This window comes from Pseudoalteromonas sp. G5_S1_14_S5, assembly GCF_054968605.1.
Genome location: NZ_JBQKUM010000005.1, coordinates 22,295 through 41,322, shown reverse-complemented (window position 1 = coordinate 41,322; position 19,028 = coordinate 22,295). Strand labels below are relative to the sequence as shown.

The window sequence follows — 19,028 nt, the reverse complement described above, 5'->3', positions numbered from 1 at the left end:
TCTGGATAGCAATAGACATTGAGGCCCTTTATGTTGCTACGATCCGTCCCCCTAAAAACAACGATGTTAGGCCTAGGTGCAACCCTAGCCTTTGTCGCGCTGTACTCAATCACTGTTGGGCCAATGAATATTAGCTTAATGGACAGCGCAACGAGCTTAGTTATTCCAAACAATGACTTAGCGCCTCACATCAATTTAATCATTCAAGAAATTCGACTACCTAGAACCATACTATGCATACTAATTGGTGCCATTCTCGCACTATGCGGTGCTGTTATGCAGGGGCTATTCCGTAACCCACTCGCTGAGCCTGGCATCATTGGCGTGTCTGCCGGTGCGGCCTTAGGGGCTGCGCTAGCTATCGTTCTGTTCTCTGAGTTTTCGCTTCAATACCCGGCATTCATGAACTTTGCCGCAGTACCTGTCTTTGCTTTCTTGGGCGGCGCTCTAACCACATTGTTGGTTTACAAACTTGGTACTAGCAAATTCGGAACTTCAGTAACTATCATGCTACTGGCAGGTGTCGCGATCAGCGCACTTTCAGGAGCAGGGATAGGCTTCTTAAACTTCATCGCTGACGATCAAATGCTGCGTGACCTTTCGCTATGGTCGATGGGCTCATTAGCTGGCGCTAAATGGTCGGGGATCATACTTGCTGCAATTACGCTTGTTGGATTGTTCGTCGTTTTCTACCGACAAGCGATGTCTCTGAACGCCCTACTCCTAGGTGAACCAGAAGCTCAACACTTAGGTATTCCAGTTCAAAAACTGAAACGACAGCTGATTTTACTTACGGCAGCGGGTGTTGGTATCACAGTAAGCCTATCTGGCATGATTGGTTTTATCGGACTGATTATCCCACATTTAGGTCGCATGCTGGCAGGTCCTGATCACCGAGTCCTGTTACCTTTATCAGCGGTACTAGGCGCTCTACTGTTAACAGCAGCAGACATGTTCTCACGTGTTGCTCTTGCCCCAGCAGAGCTACCAGTAGGGATTGTCACTGCGATTATTGGCGCGCCCTTCTTCTTGTACCTACTATTCCAACAGAAAGGGAGAATCCTTTAATGTTTCCTGCAGCGTTAAAAGCGACCGATATTGAAGTAAAGTTCGGCAAAAAAAAGATATTAGATAGCGTATCCATAGAGATTGAAGCAGGAAAAGTAACCACGCTGCTTGGCCCAAATGGAGCAGGCAAAAGCACTCTACTCAAAGCCATGTGCCAAGAAATATCCAGTACTGGCGACATTCAGTACTTTGGCCATGCTAAAGACAAATGGCCTTCACACAAGCTGGCGAAACATCTGGCTATGCTTCCTCAACATAGCACGTTGACCTTCCCATTTCTGGTGCACGAAGTTGTCGAGCTTGGTGGTATTCCACTGCAAGAATCAAACAAGATGCTGACCAACATCGCGAGCCAAAAGATGGACACCGCTGATGTATCCCACCTAGGAGAGAGACTTTACCCTTCTCTGTCTGGCGGTGAAAAACAAAGAGTTCACTTGGCTCGAGTACTCACTCAACTCCATCACTCTGGCGATCAATGCATCTTAATGCTTGATGAACCGACCTCTGCATTGGATCTCGCCCACCAGCACAACACGTTAAAGATCGCGAGAGAACTTGCAGACAATCATAATGCAGCCGTTATCGTGGTGTTGCACGATCTAAACTTAGCGGCTCAGTATTCCGACCGATTGGTGGTATTGAAAGATGGCAGTTTAGTGTGTGATGGCAGCCCTTGGGAAGCTCTCAGGCCGTCAATGATTGAGGATGTTTATGGATATAAAAGCATCGTAGAAAAGCACCCGACGATGAGCTTTCCTCAGGTACATCCGGCACAATAAACTCAATTTAGATCCTGCTCATTTTTAGCACTCGCCACTAATGATAATTAAATCATTATAAGCCTCGATTTTGTCGAGGCTTTTTTATTGGCTCATAACCTCTCTCTCGCCTTAAATTTAATTTTACTCGTAACGATAGCAATGCTCCCGAAACGTCTCACCTCGAGCCTTAGAGGCGCTAGAAATGAATGTTATCAGTAGACAATCACCAAACTTGATTCAAAAAGAGGAGTACAAGGAAAATGTAAGCCTATAAAAATAATAGAAATATCGCTATTTGAGACGCGAGTAAATGGCTGCTGTAAAAAGTGACAAAAGAAAAGAAGTAAGAGATACCAGACGATAGGCACAAAAAAAGCTCCCTAAAGAGCTTCTTTTAATATGTATTGATTATTGGCTCATACGAACCAGTGATTTACCAATCAACCACTCAAGTTCTTTAACACTTGTATCACCAAACTGAGTCTCAGTCAGCTTGTAAAGACGATCAATACCGTTCGCCGCAAATTCGTGTGCGTTTTCAGCTGTAACGATATGGTGGAAAAGTAATCGTAAGATTGCTAAGAACTCAGCGTCTTCAAGCGCTTTAACCCAGCTAGCTGAAAATGCATCAAGACCATTTTCGAAATCAATGTGCTCCATGAACATCTTGAAGATTCTACCGTCTAGAGCAGCTGTGAAATCTGTTTTCTTTGGAAAATGGTGGCTTATACCTGTACGAGAAACGCCCGTTTGCTGACTTAACGTCGTGTATGACATCTTGTCGTAACCCAACCTTAGTAGCTGGTCTACAACGGCATCCATGATCTTCTGGATTGTGATTTCTGTATCTTCTTTACTACGCTTTGGCATATTCAGGCTCTTCTCTTTGTAAATCCATCTAACTCAATAAAATGAAGTCAGAATGAAAATTGTTATCAGCATTATGTGAGCAAGGCATTTTTTCGCAAGTATTTCCCTTAAAATACCCGCCAGTACTTCGCATAAACAACTTTACAGTGCTGCCTCTTTGGGCACTTTGTCTAATTATTCTTCGAAAGTAACCTTACCGCTCTAAGTGATCAATCTAAAATAACTACTTAGAATATCAAATACCTAACAATAAATTCATTATATAAACACCTATCAAGCAATAGATAGTCTTATAAAATTAGCCACGACGCAACTAACTGAATGATATTCTAACAAATTAATAACCCTGCTTTTCAACAAAACATGAGATAGATCACATACACATTTGTCGGCGCGAATGTACATATTCATTTAATCTCACAGCAAACAACATAGCATACCAGTACGAATTAGTTCAAAGATTTTAATTTTTGTAGATACAGTTCAAATTGCTCGTTAGAATAACCTCAGATTTTGTAAGAGGATTATTTATGAGCCAAGATATGGGTAACAACGATGTATGTGAAGCTTGCGGCTGTGCAGGTGAAATCGGGTTCATCATTAAAGAAGGTGACGATGTTGCTGAAGTAACTGTATACGGCAACTCGAAAGCACTCATTGAAGCTGAATTTGCAAATTACGTTGAGCTGGCAAAGCAAGTATCTAGCAATGTTAAATTTGAAGCGTCAGAAATGACCGAAGAAAGTACTGAATTGCATGCACGCTTCAAGTTCGAAGTAAGCGCAGAAAAAATTATTTTCGAACTTAAGACTCGCTCTCTAGCGCGTTAATATAAGCATTTATGCTCTTATATAAAGACGAGTAAAATTACTCGTCTGCTTTTATTCGTATCCAAGCAAGTGCTCCATTCGTTTCAAAATCGTTTTCCGCAGCACACTGAATCACAACACCAGAGACTTCGAGTACCGCTCCAATACTGTATACCTTGTCATCGTAATAACAAACTCGTTGCTGTTGACCGCTTTGAGTAACGACCACCGCAGCCTTCCCCGGTGTTGAAATTACGTTATTCGTACTGGCAGGCATTGGGCATAACATTGCACTTGCTACCAAGACGCTCTTAATTATTTGTATATTTACTCTAGTCATCCATTTACCTGCCATTGTCGCTGAATTCCTGATTAGCCAAACGATTTCTATTTTATCTACCGCCAAATGGCTAAAACACTGTGCGAGAATAATTTTTCCATTATAGTGTTAGCGTCTATCGTAATAAGAAGCCTTTTATGCTGAGAATAATTGCACTTATCATTGGTTCTTTAACCATAACAAATGTCAGTGCAGAACCAATCGATCACTATCAAATATTGAACCATCTGGACAATTATGGAAACTTATATCTCCGAAATAAGCCTTACACAGCACTTCCAACCGGTTTAGTGGTCGATGGTAATCTTAATATCGAAAACACCCCGATCACACGTTTACCTAAAGGACTTGATATTAACGGCAGCCTCAAGGCTGCTAATAGTCAGCTAACCAGAGTAGCAAGTGGTGTTAAAATCAAAGGCTACGCCGACTTCATGGGTAGCAAAATCACCAGTTGGCCAAAAGGCGTCAAAGTCGGCGGGTTCATTAATTTCACTGACACTCCATTGCAAAGACTACCCAACGGCCTGCGAGTGAGAGGCGACCTCAGTGTGATTCGTACCCCTTTAACCGAACTGCCAAATGGCATTGTGATTGACGGTGATCTATATATCGGCGGTTCAGCAATTACTGCATTCCCAGAGACGATGACGGTAAAAGGCAATATCTATTTAGGTGGCAACACCGTCACGACTTGGCCAACAAATTTGGACCTTGGCGGTGCAGTGGCGCGCTAACCTTCCCTGTAGCTTTGCCTCTTTCCATCAAAAGCATAAGCAGAAAAAAACCCAAAAAGGAGCTCAAGGCTCCTTTTCAATTCAATCAATTAAGCAAAATATTCACTAACCAATGTTCTTCACGGGGTTCGCATAGCTGTCGATCAAGTACTGACGCGCACCTTTTGGCAACGTCGCTAACTTATCTTCGAACTCTTTCTTAACCGCAGCTGTAATTGAGTCATCTTCTTTCTCTGCCGCCAGTAGATTTACTGGAAACAGCTTATAGTTGTCATGGATCTGGCGATCAATCTCTTCAGCCAATGCTTCTGGAGTCTCAAAGTCTCGATCGATAACCTGCCCAAACCCAACGTGAATGCGGCCTTTATTGCCCACAATACCTTGAATAATGCTTTCGATATCTTCAAATTCGCCTTTCTCATAGCTGCCGTTTACATCTTTTTCAAACAGCTCGATCGCTTTCGCCGTATCACAAGGATCATTTTCATATGAGATAGCAACAGGAACAATCTTCAGTGACTTCACGTATTCAGGAAATGCAACCTTCTGCTTACGTCCTTCAACATGAAACATTTTAAGGATGGCAGGATCAGTGAAGTCATTACCGTCTTTTGCACGGCCTTCTTTCTGAGCGATCCAGATAGAGTTCCCAGTATCTAAAGAGTGCTTAATGTAAGAAGAGAGCTGGCCTAACGCTTTCATCATCTCACGTGGCCCTTTAAGAGAGCGCTTAACGATAAAGCTCTTATTCAAGCGCATCAATTCTGTCGCACACGGCTTCTTCAAAAGGTTATCACCAATCGCAATGCGACAAGTTTGGTGATTTTGTTGATGCAATGCGTAGTTCACCAACGCCGGATCCATAGCAATGTCACGATGGTTTGATACAAACAAGTATGCTTGATTCACATCCAATGACTCTAAGCCTGTGTACGTCACACCATTTGTGGTGTTCGCAAGCGTGTCACGTAAGTACTTTTTCACTTCAATTTGTATGGATTCAACGCTAGTCAGCTTGCTCCACTTCATTTTTAAGTAAACACGCAGAATTGGGCTCATTAATGCTTGGAACCAAGCTGCGTGATTCGAAAAACGGTAGTTCAGAATCGCACTGATGAATTCTTCATCATTAATAAGACGGTTTAGTGCCGCTGGAATTTCATCATCGCCGTAAGGACGAATATCAACATATGGATCGGTTGGAGAGGTCATTTTTTCATTCATGTAATAAAAAGCTGGCTCATTCTACGCGTTGTTTTGACTTCTCGCAGCTACAGAGCCCATACTTTTGACAAGGTCAGACCAGAAACAGTTAAAATAGCCTGTTATTGTTGGCATTCTTTAAGATTAACGGTAATCTTGTCGCCCCAAAATTAAGGTACTATCTATGAACTTCGCTATTGAATATACATCGGCTTACTTTTCACACTTGGTGATCACACCACGCAAGAAAGTACTAAAACATAGCCTTGTATCGGTTCAAAGTGGCTTAGTTTTGATCAAGCTGGGTAAGCAAGAGTACGCCGTTGAACCTGGCCAAAGCGTTTGGATTCCATTTGACTGCTTAACTTCGTTGACCTACTTCCCTAATACTCAAGTTAGCCGTGTCGATTTCTCTGTTCGACTGACAGATGCTTTCCCACGCCAAGCAGGTTACATCACACAAACTAACCTCTCTTTGGCGTTACTAGAGAAACTAGAGCTGACTCACGGCCGAGCTTCAGGCGCTAACAATACCGACCAAGCCTGTCAAAACATGCTTTCTGTACTTAAGCAAGAAGTGTTGGCATTCAAACCACTGCTTTGTGAAAGTGCGTTGTCTCAACGATTCAATCAATGGAACATTGATGACTCAAACCTACCACAAGAGTACACCTTAGTGATGGTAATGCGCGAAGCGAAGAAGCGCATGCAATCAGGTCAGAAGCGTGCAGCTGTGATCGATGACCTATTCTCAGGTAAAGAAGAAGAGTTTGAACAACTGTGTATGCTGGTGTTTGGTGACGACCTATAGTCGCTAGTAAGGCCTAATGTCGCTGAGAAAAGCCAAAATTTAGATATTAAAAAGCCGCAAAAACTGAGTTTCTGCGGATTTTTTAATTCTTAGTACAAATTCAGGATAAACAGAAGCTAGATTAACAATCTTATAGAAGGAGCGTGTTGGTCTAAAACGGTAACTCGACTTGCATCATCAAATCGGCATCTCTTGAATCGTGCCAACGATAATCAAAACGCATACGAGGTTGCCCTTCTACTTTCTCACCGAAGCCAATGCTTAATTGCAAACCATGATTCAGTAGCCACTCTTCAGTAGACATATCATACTGCTCGTCTTCTAAGTCTTCAGGGAACCACATTCCTAAACCAACATAGTTAGACTCGAGGCTTTGCGTTAACAGTGGCGTATCCTTGGTTTGAAGTACCCAGTCAGACCAGTAGTCAGGTGTGCTCTCGGCTTCTTCTTCACTCACACCAGTGATTTCTAGCATGCGCTGACCGAAAGACTCGATGCTCGAAGAAAAATCTAGGCAGCTATTTTCATCATCAGAAGCCAGCATGATTGAGTCTAAGCTAAAAAAGTCACATTCAGCCTGTGCAGGTAAACTGCATGCTGCAATGATCATCGTCGCTGGTATCGCGCGTTTAAGCATAGTCATACGACCTCTTTAATTGGTGAATCTATATTATTGTATACAGTCCACTACCTTGCAACATCTTTGTAACTGACTTTGTACTCAGTTTTGATACATCACTTGCACTTATCAATGCATTACGAATGTCTGTGCTTCGGATCTTCACTTTCTCTGGGCAAGCCATTACAGACCATCGCTCGGTAATCTCATCTGACTTATAGAAAGATGAGAACTTAAAGAAGTTGTCCGGCCCAATCACAAACGTAAGTTCAGCGTCACCATGTAACTTTTGCAATTCACTGAGTACAGCATAAGTTGTCACACTTTCACCGGGCGTAAACAAACTCTTTTCGATCAATGATAGTTCAACTTGATCCAATGAAAGATCACTAATAAATGCGGTAACTAACTGACATCTCGTATCAAAGTCTAGCATCTCTTTTCCCCAAGCATGGGCAATACTTGGTACCAGAAGAATCTTGTCGAAATGAGCTAGTGAATCAATCACACTTTTATGCCCTAAGCTCGGCGGATTAAACGCACTGCCGAAAATGGCTATTTTTTCCATTATTAATTACTGCCTTCTGTTTCTAAGCTTGTGCAAAGAGGTTTTTAAATCGAATGATTTAGGTATGATAACACTAGATTTTTAATTTGCTTGCAGGAAAGGAATACGAATGGAACAGTTAATTCGTGACGAAATGCGCGTACTACCTTCAATTGACCCTCACTTCGAAGTGACTCGTCGTGTGGACTTTATCAAAACGAAACTTCAGCAGTCTGGTTGCAAGTCCCTGATCCTTGGTATCAGTGGTGGCGTAGACTCGACTACCTGTGGTCGACTAGCACAACTGGCTGTTGACAGCTTGAATGAAAGCACAGGTAGCAACGACTACCAATTCATCGCAGTTCGCCTTCCTTATGGTGAACAAAAAGATGAAGATGAAGCACAACTGGCTCTCTCTTTTATCCAACCTTCTCAATCAGTTTCTGTAAACATTAAAGAAGGTGTTGATGGGCTTCACGCGGCTTCTCACGCTGCACTTGAAGGAACCGGGCTACTACCAACAGACTCAGCGAAAATCGACTTTGTAAAAGGTAACGTAAAAGCTCGAGCTCGAATGATCGCACAATACGAAATCGCAGGTTACGTTGGTGGCCTTGTGATTGGTACCGATCACTCAGCAGAAAACATCACTGGCTTTTACACTAAACACGGCGACGGTGCCTGTGACTTAGCGCCTCTATTTGGCCTAAACAAGCGTCAAGTTCGTGAACTAGCGGCAACACTAGGTGCACCAGAGCAGCTAGTTAAGAAAGTGCCAACTGCCGATCTCGAAGAGCTTGATCCACAAAAAGCTGACGAAGCAGCGCTGAACCTAACTTACGATCAAATCGATGATTTCCTTGAAGGTAAAGAAGTGCCTCAAGACGTATCAGACCGCTTGATCAGCATCTACAAAGCAACACAACACAAGCGTCAACCAATCCCAACAATCTACGATTAGTACTTTAAGTTAGTCTCAAATTAAAAAGGCCGGCAGTTCAACTTCCGGCCTTTTATATTTTATGAAGGGAGTGACTTAATTAGCCATTAATCCACAACTTCGATATCGGTTTGAGGCACACTGCAACATGCTAAAATCTGGCCCATGTTACGTTCGTGCTCCTGCAGCGCTGGTACATCCGGTTGGTGAACTTGCCCAGACTCAAGGGTCACTTTACAAGCACCACAAAAGCCCGCACGGCAGCTTGATGCAATGGATACACCCGCCGACTCAGCTTGCTCTAGTAAGGTAGACTGGTTGTTACCTTCGAATAGATAACCATTAACACTTAGCTTTAGCTGCTTAACTGTCTCGTCCGTTGATTGTGCGACAGCAAATGCTTCTTGATGATAGTGCTGAGGATTCAAGCCCATTTGAATCAGTAGTTTCTTTGCATTATCCATAAAGCCATCAGGACCACACACAAAAGCTTGGCGTTTATGAAGCGCGTCAATTTTCGCGATATGCGACACGCTCAAACGACCAGACAAACCATCCCACTCTTTCGTTGGTTGGCTCAATGAATAAATCACACTTAAGCCTTCGTGTTCTTTGGCGATTTGGTCAATCTCAGCTTGATAAGGAATATCTTCTTCGCTGCTGCATTGATGATAGAAAACCACATCATTAATCTGATCATGGTCTGCCAAATAACGGAGCATCGACAGCATAGGCGTGATACCGCTGCCTGCAGAAAGCAATAATAATGGGTGCGTTGGGTTATCTTCTAAGTAGAAAGCACCATCAGGATTTTGCGCCACTAAGGTATCGCCAACTTGGAAGTGGTCGTTCAACCAGTTGGAGATCTGGCCACCATTGACGCGCTTCACTGAAATCGCTAAACGACCCGCGCGAGATGGGCTTGAAGAAAGCGTATAACGACGAGACACTTTTTCACCATCAATAATAATTTCAATCGGCAGATGCTGACCTGGGTGGTAACTTGGTAAAGAGTGGTTCCCTTTCGCAGGCTCTAACCAAAATGTCGTAAAGTCTCTTGCGATCTCTTCACGCTCAACACAAGTTAAATGCAGTGACTCTACCCATGTGTCTTCGTAATGTTCTTTTTCTTTGGTCTCGAGTACTTCAACCACATCACCAGCTCTTACTAAGCCTTCATTTTTCGCGACTAGATTTTGACCAAAGAATACGCCACCACGATCATTGGCTCTGAATTTAGAGAAGGTATTCAGTGGCTCTTTTGTCGCTCTGAACTCTCCACTGTTAACATCTACCGTAGTTAGAATACAACGTTCACAAGGTTTCACCGCCTCGAATTCAACCTCACCAATTCGAATCCGCTTCCAACCATCTTCAGCAAACGCTTCAGTGTTTGAGACGACAAAATTGGTACGGAACTGATCCATGGAATGCATTTCAGGGCTGCGACGATTCAACTCATCAAGCGAAGCTTGGCTGATGATCAACATCGGGTAACCGTCGGCAAAACTCACGTTATGGCCCAACTTTTCACGAACACGATTAGATTGTTCACCAGAGAAAAGTAGCTCAACACGTACACCCAATACATCACTAAACCAGTCATCAGCTTTGTCACTCGTTGTGTAGGCCATGAAGCTGTCTTTCCACACTGTTGCTGGCGCTTCTTGCATCTTGAAGTTCTCATACTTAAGGCGCAGTGGCTCTTTATCTTCATAAGTAAAGATCAAACCATCTGGCAGCAAACTGGAAGACACTTTGACCATTTTCGGATATTTACGCGCCGTAACCATTGAGCCATCAGCCAATGCCAGCATGAAACGTCTGTCAAAAGTGAGACCTTGTTTTTCAACCCAAGCAGAAGAAAGCGCAATGCCGCCCACTGATTTAACCGGAAACACATTGATTTGAGATAAGGAAGGAGCTTGCTCTGAAGCCTTTCGATCTAAAGGTGACTGCGACATAACGATTCCAATGTTTTGTAGTTTGTCCCAATGCTAACAAATGGTTATAAATAGATAAACTGCCAGCCATTAAACGCTTTATACTGAGTGAATATTGTTAGTGCATTGAACTTTCATTGAATAAAAGGATTTATCATGAGCAAACTCGATATTATCATCTTATGTGTACTGCTTCCCCTTTTGGGTATGTCTTTCGCACGAGGCGCAGGCAAAGACCTTTTAATCAACCTAGTCCTCACTCTCTTCTTCTGGGTTCCGGGAATGACCCACGGGTTGTGGGTAGCGACTCGATAATCCATATTTCAAAAATAAATACCGAATAAAATACGCGGAAATACAAGCTCCTAACCCTGAAGAGTTAAAAATAGGATGAAATGAAAGTGCTTTTCCACTATCATCCTGTCGCCTAAACGTAAGCGATTGCTTTCACAGATTTCGCCGAGTTTAGGCTCCAACTATATTACACTTCAAATGGTGGGAGCCTTCAATGACACAACTTACGATTACTCGTCCTGACGACTGGCACGTTCATCTACGCGATGGCGAAGTATTAAAAGATACAGTGCGCGATATCAGCCGCTACAATGGTCGAGCGTTAATCATGCCAAATACCATCCCACCGGTAACAGATACCGAAATGGCTCTAGCTTACCGTCAACGCATCATGGCAGAGCAGCCAAGCGAACAGTTCCAGCCTCTAATGGCACTTTACCTGACAGACAACACCACACCTGATGAAATCCGCAAAGCGAAAGAATCTGGCGCTGTTGTAGCTGCGAAGCTGTACCCAGCTGGCGCAACAACCAACTCCGACTCAGGAGTAACCTCTGCGAAGAACATCTACCACGTACTAGAAGCTATGCAAGAAGTTGGCATGCTACTTTTGGTACACGGTGAAGTAACCACGCACGATGTTGATATCTTTGACCGTGAGAAAGAGTTCCTAGACACAGTTCTTGCGCCAATCGTGAATGATTTCCCTAACCTAAAAATCGTTCTCGAGCACATCACGACTGCAGATGCTGCGAATTTCGTAAAGAACGCGAACGACAACGTTGCCGCGACAATCACAGCTCACCACTTGCTTTACAACCGCAACCACATGCTGGTTGGCGGCATTAAGCCACACTTCTACTGCCTACCAATCCTTAAGCGCAACACTCACCAAAAAGCGCTAATTGAGGCAGCGACAAGCGGCAGCAAGAAGTTCTTCTTAGGTACAGACTCAGCACCACATGCAAAAGGCGCAAAAGAGTCGGCATGTGGCTGTGCGGGTTCTTACACTGCGCACGCAGCAGTTGAACTGTACGCGGAAGTGTTCGAATTAGAAGGCAAGATTGAGAACCTAGAAGCGTTCGCAAGCCACAACGGCCCAGACTTCTACGGCATCCCTCGTAACACAGACACCATCACTCTAGTAAAAGAAGAGTGGAACGTTGCTGAAACCATGCCATTTGGTTCAGACATCGTTGTGCCAATTCGTGGCGGCGAGACGATCGCTTGGTCAGTAAAATAAGCACTCGCAAGGCAAAGTAAATACTTCATTTTAACTAAAAAGGGTCACCAGATTATGGTGACCCTTTTTAATATGTATGAAAGAAACGCTCTAAGACGTTGTTTAAGCCCTACTTGTCGCGAACCTTCTCTATCACACTCCAAATCGCGACTACAAGTACCCCTGCCACCAAACCAATCACGCCATTCAACAATGTGGGAACGACTGCAGTCGCAATCGTATGTCTGCTGAAGTCCATGATGATAGGCTCAATCAAGTGATGAATTGCGGGAACGTTATGAACAACGATACCACCACCAACCAAGAACATGGCAGCCGTACCGACAACAGCAAGCATCTTCATGAGCTTTGGCGCAAAGGAAACAAGCCCATTACCCAGAGTTGCTTTTACTGCGCTACCGTCATATGTACGTTGAAGATAAAAACCTAAGTCATCCAACTTAACGATCCCTGCAACCAACCCATAGACACCAATCGTCATCACGACAGCAATCAAGCTCACGACAATAATCTGGGTCAAGATGCTGGTCCCCGTCACGGTACCCAGAGCAATCACAATGATTTCTGCGGATAATATGAAGTCGGTACGAATTGCGCCTTTAACCTTTCTCTTCTCATAGTCCTCAATGGATTCACCTGTTTTATCTTCATCTCCTTTGTCGTCATCTTGGTGGGCATGCGGGAAGAACTTTTCTAAGACCTTCTCAGCCCCTTCGAAACAAAGAAATAAGCCACCAACTAACAGCATTGGCATGATCAACCAAGGAATAAATGCACTAATCAATAAAGCGGCAGGCACAAGAATCAACTTGTTCTTGAATGAGCCTTTTGCAACCGCCCACACCACAGGGATTTCTCGTTCAGCAGACACACCCGAAACCTGCTGTGCGTTAAGTGCTAAATCATCGCCCAATACACCAGCGGTTTTCTTCGCCGCCACTTTAGACATCAGAGCGACATCGTCTAGCACTGTGGCTATGTCGTCTAACAGTGTGAGTAAACTTGCTCCAGCCATTTTATTGTCTCTTTTAAAGGATTGAACAACAGCTAAAATGTAACACTATCAATTCACTCATCAAAGTTATGAGTCTGTAAAAAATAAAGTCACAAACTGTATTTTCTATTGCCGTCTCAGCGAGACAGGACTAGTCTGTCTGCATCTTTCACGAACATAAAAGAAAAAGTATAGATGAAAAGTGAATACAGCTACCCTATCGGTGAGCCTGGAAAAAAATGGCAAGAAGCAGAACGTCAAGCATGGTTTGCTCAAAGAACCGTTAAGCGCGAATACCAGCAAGAAGTGGTTCCTAAAATCCAAGCATTAGCAGGCCGCTTTGACATCGAGCAATACGGCGCACTGAGCTACGATGAGGCTCGTTTCCCTCTGCTTGCAATCAAAAGCAAAAACTGGGATGCATCAAAACCAACCATCCTGGTAACGGGCGGTGTTCACGGTTATGAGACAAGTGGTGTGCACGGTGCGATCAAATTCGCAGATACTCAAGCAGAGAAATACGCAGCGTATTTCAATGTAGTAGTTGCACCTTGTGTTAGCCCTTGGGGCTACGAAGTTATCAACCGCTGGAACCCAAATGCCGTCGATCCAAACCGTTCTTTCTATGAAGGAACCCCTGCTGAAGAGTCAGCAAACTTACGTGCATTAGTGGCATCTCTACCAGAGGTGCTGGTTCACGTTGATCTACACGAAACCACAGATTCTGATGAAACAGAATTCCGTCCAGCACTTGCAGCTCGTGACGGCATTGAGTACATCGAAGGTATGATTCCAGATGGTTTCTACACAGTCGGTGACACTGAAAACCCTCAGCCAGAATTCCAAGCGGCTGTCATTGCTTCAGTTGAAAAAGTAACGCACATTGCACCAGCAGATGCAGACGGTAAGATCATTGGCTCAGAGGTGACACAGCACGGTGTGATTAACTACCCAATGAAAGAGCTAGGCCTGTGTGGCGGCGTCACGAACTGCAAGTACGGTACAACGACAGAAGTTTACCCAGACAGCGATAAAGTAACCGACGAAGAGTGTAACGACGCGCAAGTGGCAGCTGTCGTTGGTGCTCTAGATTACGTGATTAAACACGAGCTGAAGGCATAAGCGAGTAATTTATCTCTAGAGAACTAGAATAAAGTTGAGAAAGCCACAAGTGACGAATCATTTGTGGCTTTTTTGTTTATTGATAGCGCACATAAACAAACTCCCTCGCAAAAAGTACAAGAGAGTTTCAGTAATACTCAGGGCGCTATTAGCGAGTAATTTACCTCTAAGAAAATCGCCCTACTTCGCTGTTTCGCTTACGTTTGCTTGGCCTTTATCTACTTCCGTAAATAGACCTTTCAGCAGGCTCACGCAGCCAATCAGAAGAATGACAGTGAACGGCAGCGCTGCAATAATCGTGATAGATTGCAGTGCTTGGATAGATTGAGTACCACCAATCCACAACATCACCATCGCAATCGCGCCTGAGATAACCGCCCACACTACTTTCTGTTTCACTGGTACTTCAAGCTTACCACCAGCCGTCATACCATCGATAACAATCGAACCTGAGTCTAGTGTCGTAACGAAGAACACAATGATTAGTGCTACTGCGATAACCGATAGAATGCTACCAAAAGAGTACGCATCTAACATGTGGAACAGGCTTAGTGATACATCTGTGATGCCTTGATCAAGACCAAGTTGACCAACATGATTAATGACCTGTTCAATAGCCACACCACCAAACACAGACATCCAAGCCGAAGTTACTAGCGTCGGGATAATCAGTACGCAGAACAAGAACTCACGAACCGTACGACCTTTAGAAATACGCGCTACAAACATACCGAAGAATGGTGCATAAGCGACCCACCATGCCCAGTAGAACACCGTCCAACCATGCAGCCATGTCGTGTCTTCACGACCAGTGCTTTGACTCAATGCCAAGATATTTTTCACATAGCCCGCTGCCGCTGTTGCCACAGAATCAAGTACAGTTGTGAAGTTAAGCACTGCAATAAGGCCAAGAAATACAAAAGCAATAACCATGTTTAGGTTACTTAGGAACTTAACACCACCATCCATACCACGAAGTACAGATATGATCGCTAGGCCCATGATCAAAACAATAATAGATTGCTGGAGTAGGATATTATTTTCCAAGCCAAACACGTGGCTAATACCACTTGCTGCTTGTGTACCACCTAAGCCTAACGAAGTTGCTAAACCAAACAAAGTAACGAGTACCGTTAGCACGTCGATCACATCACCCGTTTTACCCCACACTCGCTCACCCAAGATTGGGTAAAACACTGAGCGCATAGATAGCGGTAGACCTTTGTTATAAACAAAATACGCTAAGCAAAGTGCTGTCATGCCGTAGATAGCCCAAGCATGGAAACCCCAGTGGAATACCGTTGCACCCAGCGCTAACTCACGACCAGCTTCTGTAAAAGGGTCTGCGTTCAACGGAGTACCAAACCAGTTGGTAAAGAACGCAGTTGGCTCAGCAACACCCCAGAAAATAAGTCCAATACCCATGCCTGCTGCGAATAACATCGCAATCCAAGAGGCCATTGAATAGTCTGCCGTTGCGTCTTCACCACCTAAGCGAACTTTACCTAACGGTGACAATGCAAGAATAACGGCAAAAATTAACATGATGTTGGCTCCCCACATGAACAGGAAGTCAAACTTTGATAGAACCGCACCCTTGATGGAGTCAATTGCCGCTTTGGCATCTACAGGAGGCAGAGCAAGAAGGGTGATGATGAAGAGAAGAGATAAGCCAACAGAGGCTACGAAAACTGTGTTATGGACATCCATGCCCCATTTACTGACGTTATCTTGACCAACTTGATAGTCAGTAGAATCAATACTGTACTTTTTTGATTTAAAACTCATAAATTATGATGTTCGTATATCCGATTCAACGAATATAAGGACTCGCTCCATATCCAACTACTACTTGATTGGCTCGCCAAATCACCTAAACAAAGCATGGTGAAAGTCACTATCTGAGATAATGAATGGACTTACTAGCTCAATCCCAAGCCGCGTAATATAGCACAACACGAAGCATTTTGACTGATTTTTAGCTCAACAGTTACTCACAACCACCTTTATAATGATAATCAACCCAATAAAAGACAGCGCAAAGCATCAATAAAAAACAATAAATTACAACAAGTTAAATAAGAACGCTGCATCATAAAATAGTTTTTAAACTTTCGTCAGATAATTTTAATAAACACGATATTTACTTATAGCTCTAATAAAAAAGCCCCGCTATAGGGGCGGGGAAATTACCAAAGGTAAAAGAGAAATGGATGTTAGCACTGCGCACTGCAGCGCTTGATATTAGAATGCGAAACAAAAACCAAGATTGTAGTCATCGCCATTTTTCGCAGTGAACTCTTTATCTTCACTTGATGCATTTGGTCGGCCGCTTTCATCACCCTTCACTAAGCTAACCCAATGTCGGATTCCAGAAGAAATACTTGCGTCTGTTTGACCAAACGTGGTGCATGTCTCTAGTTGGATGTCTTCGATGTCTACAAGCTCAAGATTACCTGTACCTTTTCGAGCACCAATCGTCACTTCCACATGTGTACCACTTTCATCGCGGAACAGGATTGATGATGGCTTAGATTTATCACCTGTATATGCCACAAAATACTTCGCACATTTCAGCCCTGTATGTTCGCCATTTTTGAAGTAAACCTGAACATGTCGATAGTCAATTTCATAGCTCACAACATCTTCATGAGTGCCCGACTCAAGAGGAAATAGAGTGTCTAGCAACTGTTTTGCCATCTTCTGCTTTTCGAGTTGCTTGTCTGCTTTCACCATTTCGACGGCAAAGACAGCTTCAGCAATAAAAGTTGAATGGTTTCTGTGAAGTTCTGTTTTGTCTAGTGTCAGCATATTCATAGTCTATCCCTCGTACGGCTTTAAATTTCATTCGGATCAAACATCCTAATTGACCCTTTTCAGGTTTGTTCTTTACTGCTTGGTTTCCATGTTTTTCATACTACTGCTATTTTTGAAACGATTTCATAACAAAAATTACACACTGTGAATTTTACTAAATTGCTTTTTTACACTGTCTTATTTTGGGGGGTAATATGGATAATAAGCATTTAATTTTTAAAGATTTATGGAGCATAATATTCTCATTTCAGGTCTTGTTTGATCCGTGTACTAACTTCTTCGTGAAAATAATGAATAACAGTTTAGTGCTCCATTGACAGAAAAAGTACATTCTAGTTATTCATCAATAAGGAACCACAATGCTCAAAATCAACAACAAGCAATTACTCTCTTTTATGGTGACAGAAGCAGATAGCGCGGTTGCGGTCACCAATCCAGCAACCGGGGATGTTATTGGCTATGCGCCAATCTCTACCGAAGTAGAATTAGATAACGCCATCAAGCGTGCACATATCGCACAGAAAGAGTGGGCAAAAGTTCCAGCTAAAACTCGCGCCGCGCTGTTGAATAATTGGTATAAGTTGATCCTTGAAAACAAAGATGATCTTGCTCGCTTGATGACAATGGAACAAGGCAAACCGTTGGCTGAAGCCACCAGCGAAGTGGTTTACGGAGCAAGCTTCATTGAATGGTTCGCCGAAGAAGCCAAACGCACCTACGGCAATTCGATCCCTAGTACTGCGGCAGATAAGCGTTTAGTTACTATCAAACAACCGATTGGGGTAGCCTGTGCCATCACGCCATGGAACTTTCCCGTTGCGATGATCACCCGTAAAGCAGCGCCTGCATTAGCGGCTGGCTGTAGCTTCATTGTGAAACCTTCTGACGAGACACCACTTTCAGCATTTGCGATCGTTAAACTGGCTTACCAAGCTGGAATCCCTGAAGACCTTATTCAAGTGGTTTTAGGTAATAGTCCGGAACAAATCGGTGAACTGTTTACCTCACACCCATTAATCAAAAAGATCTCATTTACCGGCTCTACCCGTGTTGGCAGCATCTTAATGGCGCAAGCCGCCAAAGGCATCAAACGCACTTCAATGGAGCTTGGCGGCAACGCACCCTTTATTGTGTTTGACGACGCAGACATCGACGCTGCCGTGCAAGGTGCAATGGCATCTAAATTCCGCAATGCAGGGCAAACTTGTGTTTGTGCTAATCGATTCTATATCCACAGTAAAGTACACGACGAATTTGTGGCTAAGTTCGACCAAGCAGTACAACAGCTTAAGGTCGGAAGTGGCTTAGATGAAGGCGTCAACATTGGCCCAGTCATCAGTGAAAGAGCGAAACAAAATATCCAAGGCTTAATTGATCGAGCAATTGAACAAGGTGCACAACCAGTGACACCAACTCAATTACTCGATGGCCTGTTTATTCAACCCGTCATTCTAAAAGACGTGAAACATGACATGGACATCGTTCAACAAGAGATCTTTGGTCCTGTCGCTTCAGTTATGAAGTTCGACAGCGATGAAAAACTCATCGAGATGGCGAACGATACGATTTATGGTTTAGCGTCTTACTTCTACAGCCAGAATATTCACCGTGTGTGGAAGGTAGCAGAAGCGCTTGAATACGGTATGGTTGGCATCAATGACGGCTTGATCTCTACTGAAGTAGCACCGTTTGGTGGGGTGAAACAGTCGGGCATTGGTCGTGAAGGGGCAAAAGAAGGCATCGATGAATACATGGATATTAAGTATCTATGTTTTGGTGGAAATTAAGGCTTCGGTGAGAACTCAGGTCTCGGCGAAAACTAGGTTTTAGCGGTAACTAAGCTTTTCTCCTCAACCCCTCTGAAACGAAAGCAAAAAAAGCCGCGCTATATTGCGCGGCACCTTGGG

Annotated in this window: 19 protein-coding genes; 10 read left to right on the top strand and 9 right to left on the bottom strand. The window is 43.7% G+C overall.

What is annotated here, in order from left to right:
• Positions 1-30: 30 nt before the first annotated feature.
• Positions 31-1,068, top strand: coding sequence for a FecCD family ABC transporter permease (locus ACTRWI_RS02705; protein WP_499129149.1), 1,038 nt, complete (start codon positions 31-33; stop codon positions 1,066-1,068).
• Positions 1,068-1,850: a heme ABC transporter ATP-binding protein gene (locus ACTRWI_RS02700; protein ID WP_499129148.1), complete on the top strand. Its 783-nt coding sequence runs from the start codon at positions 1,068-1,070 to the stop codon at positions 1,848-1,850. The genes ACTRWI_RS02705 and ACTRWI_RS02700 overlap by 1 nt, the downstream gene beginning before the upstream one ends.
• Positions 1,851-2,240: 390 nt before the next feature.
• Here ACTRWI_RS02700 and ACTRWI_RS02695 read toward each other — a convergent pair whose 3' ends face one another.
• The gene (locus ACTRWI_RS02695) at positions 2,241-2,702 is read right to left on the bottom strand and encodes a TetR/AcrR family transcriptional regulator (RefSeq protein WP_499129147.1); all 462 of its coding nucleotides are present in this window, start codon (positions 2,700-2,702) and stop codon (positions 2,241-2,243) included.
• 530 nt (positions 2,703-3,232) lie between these two features.
• Here ACTRWI_RS02695 and ACTRWI_RS02690 point away from each other — a divergent pair.
• On the top strand, positions 3,233-3,532 hold the full coding sequence (locus ACTRWI_RS02690) for a YfcZ/YiiS family protein (protein ID WP_499129145.1): 300 nt from the start codon (positions 3,233-3,235) through the stop codon (positions 3,530-3,532).
• A 37-nt stretch (positions 3,533-3,569) separates the two neighbouring features.
• Here ACTRWI_RS02690 and ACTRWI_RS02685 read toward each other — a convergent pair whose 3' ends face one another.
• Positions 3,570-3,851, bottom strand: a complete 282-nt coding sequence (locus ACTRWI_RS02685) for a YnjH family protein (protein ID WP_499129143.1) — start codon at positions 3,849-3,851, stop codon at positions 3,570-3,572.
• 137 nt (positions 3,852-3,988) lie between these two features.
• Between ACTRWI_RS02685 and ACTRWI_RS02680 the strand changes: the two genes are divergently transcribed.
• Positions 3,989-4,588, top strand: a complete 600-nt coding sequence (locus tag ACTRWI_RS02680) for a hypothetical protein (RefSeq protein ID WP_499129142.1) — start codon at positions 3,989-3,991, stop codon at positions 4,586-4,588.
• A gap of 105 nt (positions 4,589-4,693) precedes the next feature.
• Here the strand turns inward: ACTRWI_RS02680 and ACTRWI_RS02675 are convergent, their stop codons facing one another.
• The gene (locus ACTRWI_RS02675) at positions 4,694-5,800 is read right to left on the bottom strand and encodes a 1-acyl-sn-glycerol-3-phosphate acyltransferase (protein WP_499129140.1); all 1,107 of its coding nucleotides are present in this window, start codon (positions 5,798-5,800) and stop codon (positions 4,694-4,696) included.
• 175 nt (positions 5,801-5,975) lie between these two features.
• Here ACTRWI_RS02675 and ACTRWI_RS02670 point away from each other — a divergent pair, with 175 nt between their 5' ends.
• Positions 5,976-6,602, top strand: a complete 627-nt coding sequence (locus ACTRWI_RS02670) for a hypothetical protein (protein WP_499129138.1) — start codon at positions 5,976-5,978, stop codon at positions 6,600-6,602.
• Positions 6,603-6,753: 151 nt separating this feature from the next.
• On the opposite strand, the gene ACTRWI_RS02665 is transcribed toward ACTRWI_RS02670, so the two are convergent.
• A complete protein-coding gene (locus ACTRWI_RS02665) occupies positions 6,754-7,245 on the bottom strand; it encodes a hypothetical protein (RefSeq protein ID WP_499129136.1) in 492 nt (163 codons plus the stop codon).
• Positions 7,246-7,267: 22 nt separating this feature from the next.
• A complete protein-coding gene (locus ACTRWI_RS02660) occupies positions 7,268-7,789 on the bottom strand; it encodes a nicotinate-nicotinamide nucleotide adenylyltransferase (protein WP_499129135.1) in 522 nt (173 codons plus the stop codon).
• Positions 7,790-7,898: 109 nt separating this feature from the next.
• Between ACTRWI_RS02660 and nadE the strand changes: the two genes are divergently transcribed.
• A complete protein-coding gene (gene nadE, locus ACTRWI_RS02655; RefSeq protein ID WP_499129133.1) occupies positions 7,899-8,729 on the top strand; it encodes an NAD(+) synthase in 831 nt (276 codons plus the stop codon).
• Between the two features lie 86 nt (positions 8,730-8,815).
• On the opposite strand, the gene ACTRWI_RS02650 is transcribed toward nadE, so the two are convergent.
• Positions 8,816-10,672: an MOSC N-terminal beta barrel domain-containing protein gene (locus ACTRWI_RS02650; protein WP_499129131.1), complete on the bottom strand. Its 1,857-nt coding sequence runs from the start codon at positions 10,670-10,672 to the stop codon at positions 8,816-8,818.
• 135 nt (positions 10,673-10,807) lie between these two features.
• On the opposite strand from ACTRWI_RS02650, the gene ACTRWI_RS02645 reads away from it, so the two are divergent.
• Positions 10,808-10,966, top strand: coding sequence for a YqaE/Pmp3 family membrane protein (locus tag ACTRWI_RS02645; RefSeq protein ID WP_499129129.1), 159 nt, complete (start codon positions 10,808-10,810; stop codon positions 10,964-10,966).
• A gap of 193 nt (positions 10,967-11,159) precedes the next feature.
• The gene (gene pyrC / locus ACTRWI_RS02640) at positions 11,160-12,188 is read left to right on the top strand and encodes a dihydroorotase (protein ID WP_499129127.1); all 1,029 of its coding nucleotides are present in this window, start codon (positions 11,160-11,162) and stop codon (positions 12,186-12,188) included.
• A 109-nt stretch (positions 12,189-12,297) separates the two neighbouring features.
• Here pyrC and ACTRWI_RS02635 read toward each other — a convergent pair whose 3' ends face one another.
• Positions 12,298-13,203 carry a DUF808 domain-containing protein gene (locus ACTRWI_RS02635; protein WP_499129126.1) on the bottom strand — a complete coding sequence of 302 codons (906 nt, stop codon included), beginning with the start codon at positions 13,201-13,203 and terminating at the stop codon, positions 12,298-12,300.
• A gap of 174 nt (positions 13,204-13,377) precedes the next feature.
• On the opposite strand from ACTRWI_RS02635, the gene ACTRWI_RS02630 reads away from it, so the two are divergent.
• Entirely contained in the window at positions 13,378-14,304 is a 927-nt protein-coding gene (locus tag ACTRWI_RS02630; protein ID WP_499129125.1) for a M14 family metallopeptidase, read from the top strand.
• Positions 14,305-14,484: 180 nt separating this feature from the next.
• Here ACTRWI_RS02630 and ACTRWI_RS02625 read toward each other — a convergent pair whose 3' ends face one another.
• Together ACTRWI_RS02625 and ACTRWI_RS02620 are read right to left on the bottom strand one after the other, a co-directional pair.
• Positions 14,485-16,092 carry a BCCT family transporter gene (locus tag ACTRWI_RS02625; RefSeq protein WP_499129124.1) on the bottom strand — a complete coding sequence of 536 codons (1,608 nt, stop codon included), beginning with the start codon at positions 16,090-16,092 and terminating at the stop codon, positions 14,485-14,487.
• Positions 16,093-16,548: 456 nt separating this feature from the next.
• Positions 16,549-17,121 carry an aldolase/citrate lyase/malate synthase family protein gene (locus ACTRWI_RS02620; protein ID WP_499129122.1) on the bottom strand — a complete coding sequence of 191 codons (573 nt, stop codon included), beginning with the start codon at positions 17,119-17,121 and terminating at the stop codon, positions 16,549-16,551.
• A gap of 359 nt (positions 17,122-17,480) precedes the next feature.
• On the opposite strand from ACTRWI_RS02620, the gene ACTRWI_RS02615 reads away from it, so the two are divergent.
• Positions 17,481-18,908 carry an NAD-dependent succinate-semialdehyde dehydrogenase gene (locus ACTRWI_RS02615; RefSeq protein WP_499129121.1) on the top strand — a complete coding sequence of 476 codons (1,428 nt, stop codon included), beginning with the start codon at positions 17,481-17,483 and terminating at the stop codon, positions 18,906-18,908.
• Positions 18,909-19,028: the final 120 nt, after the last annotated feature.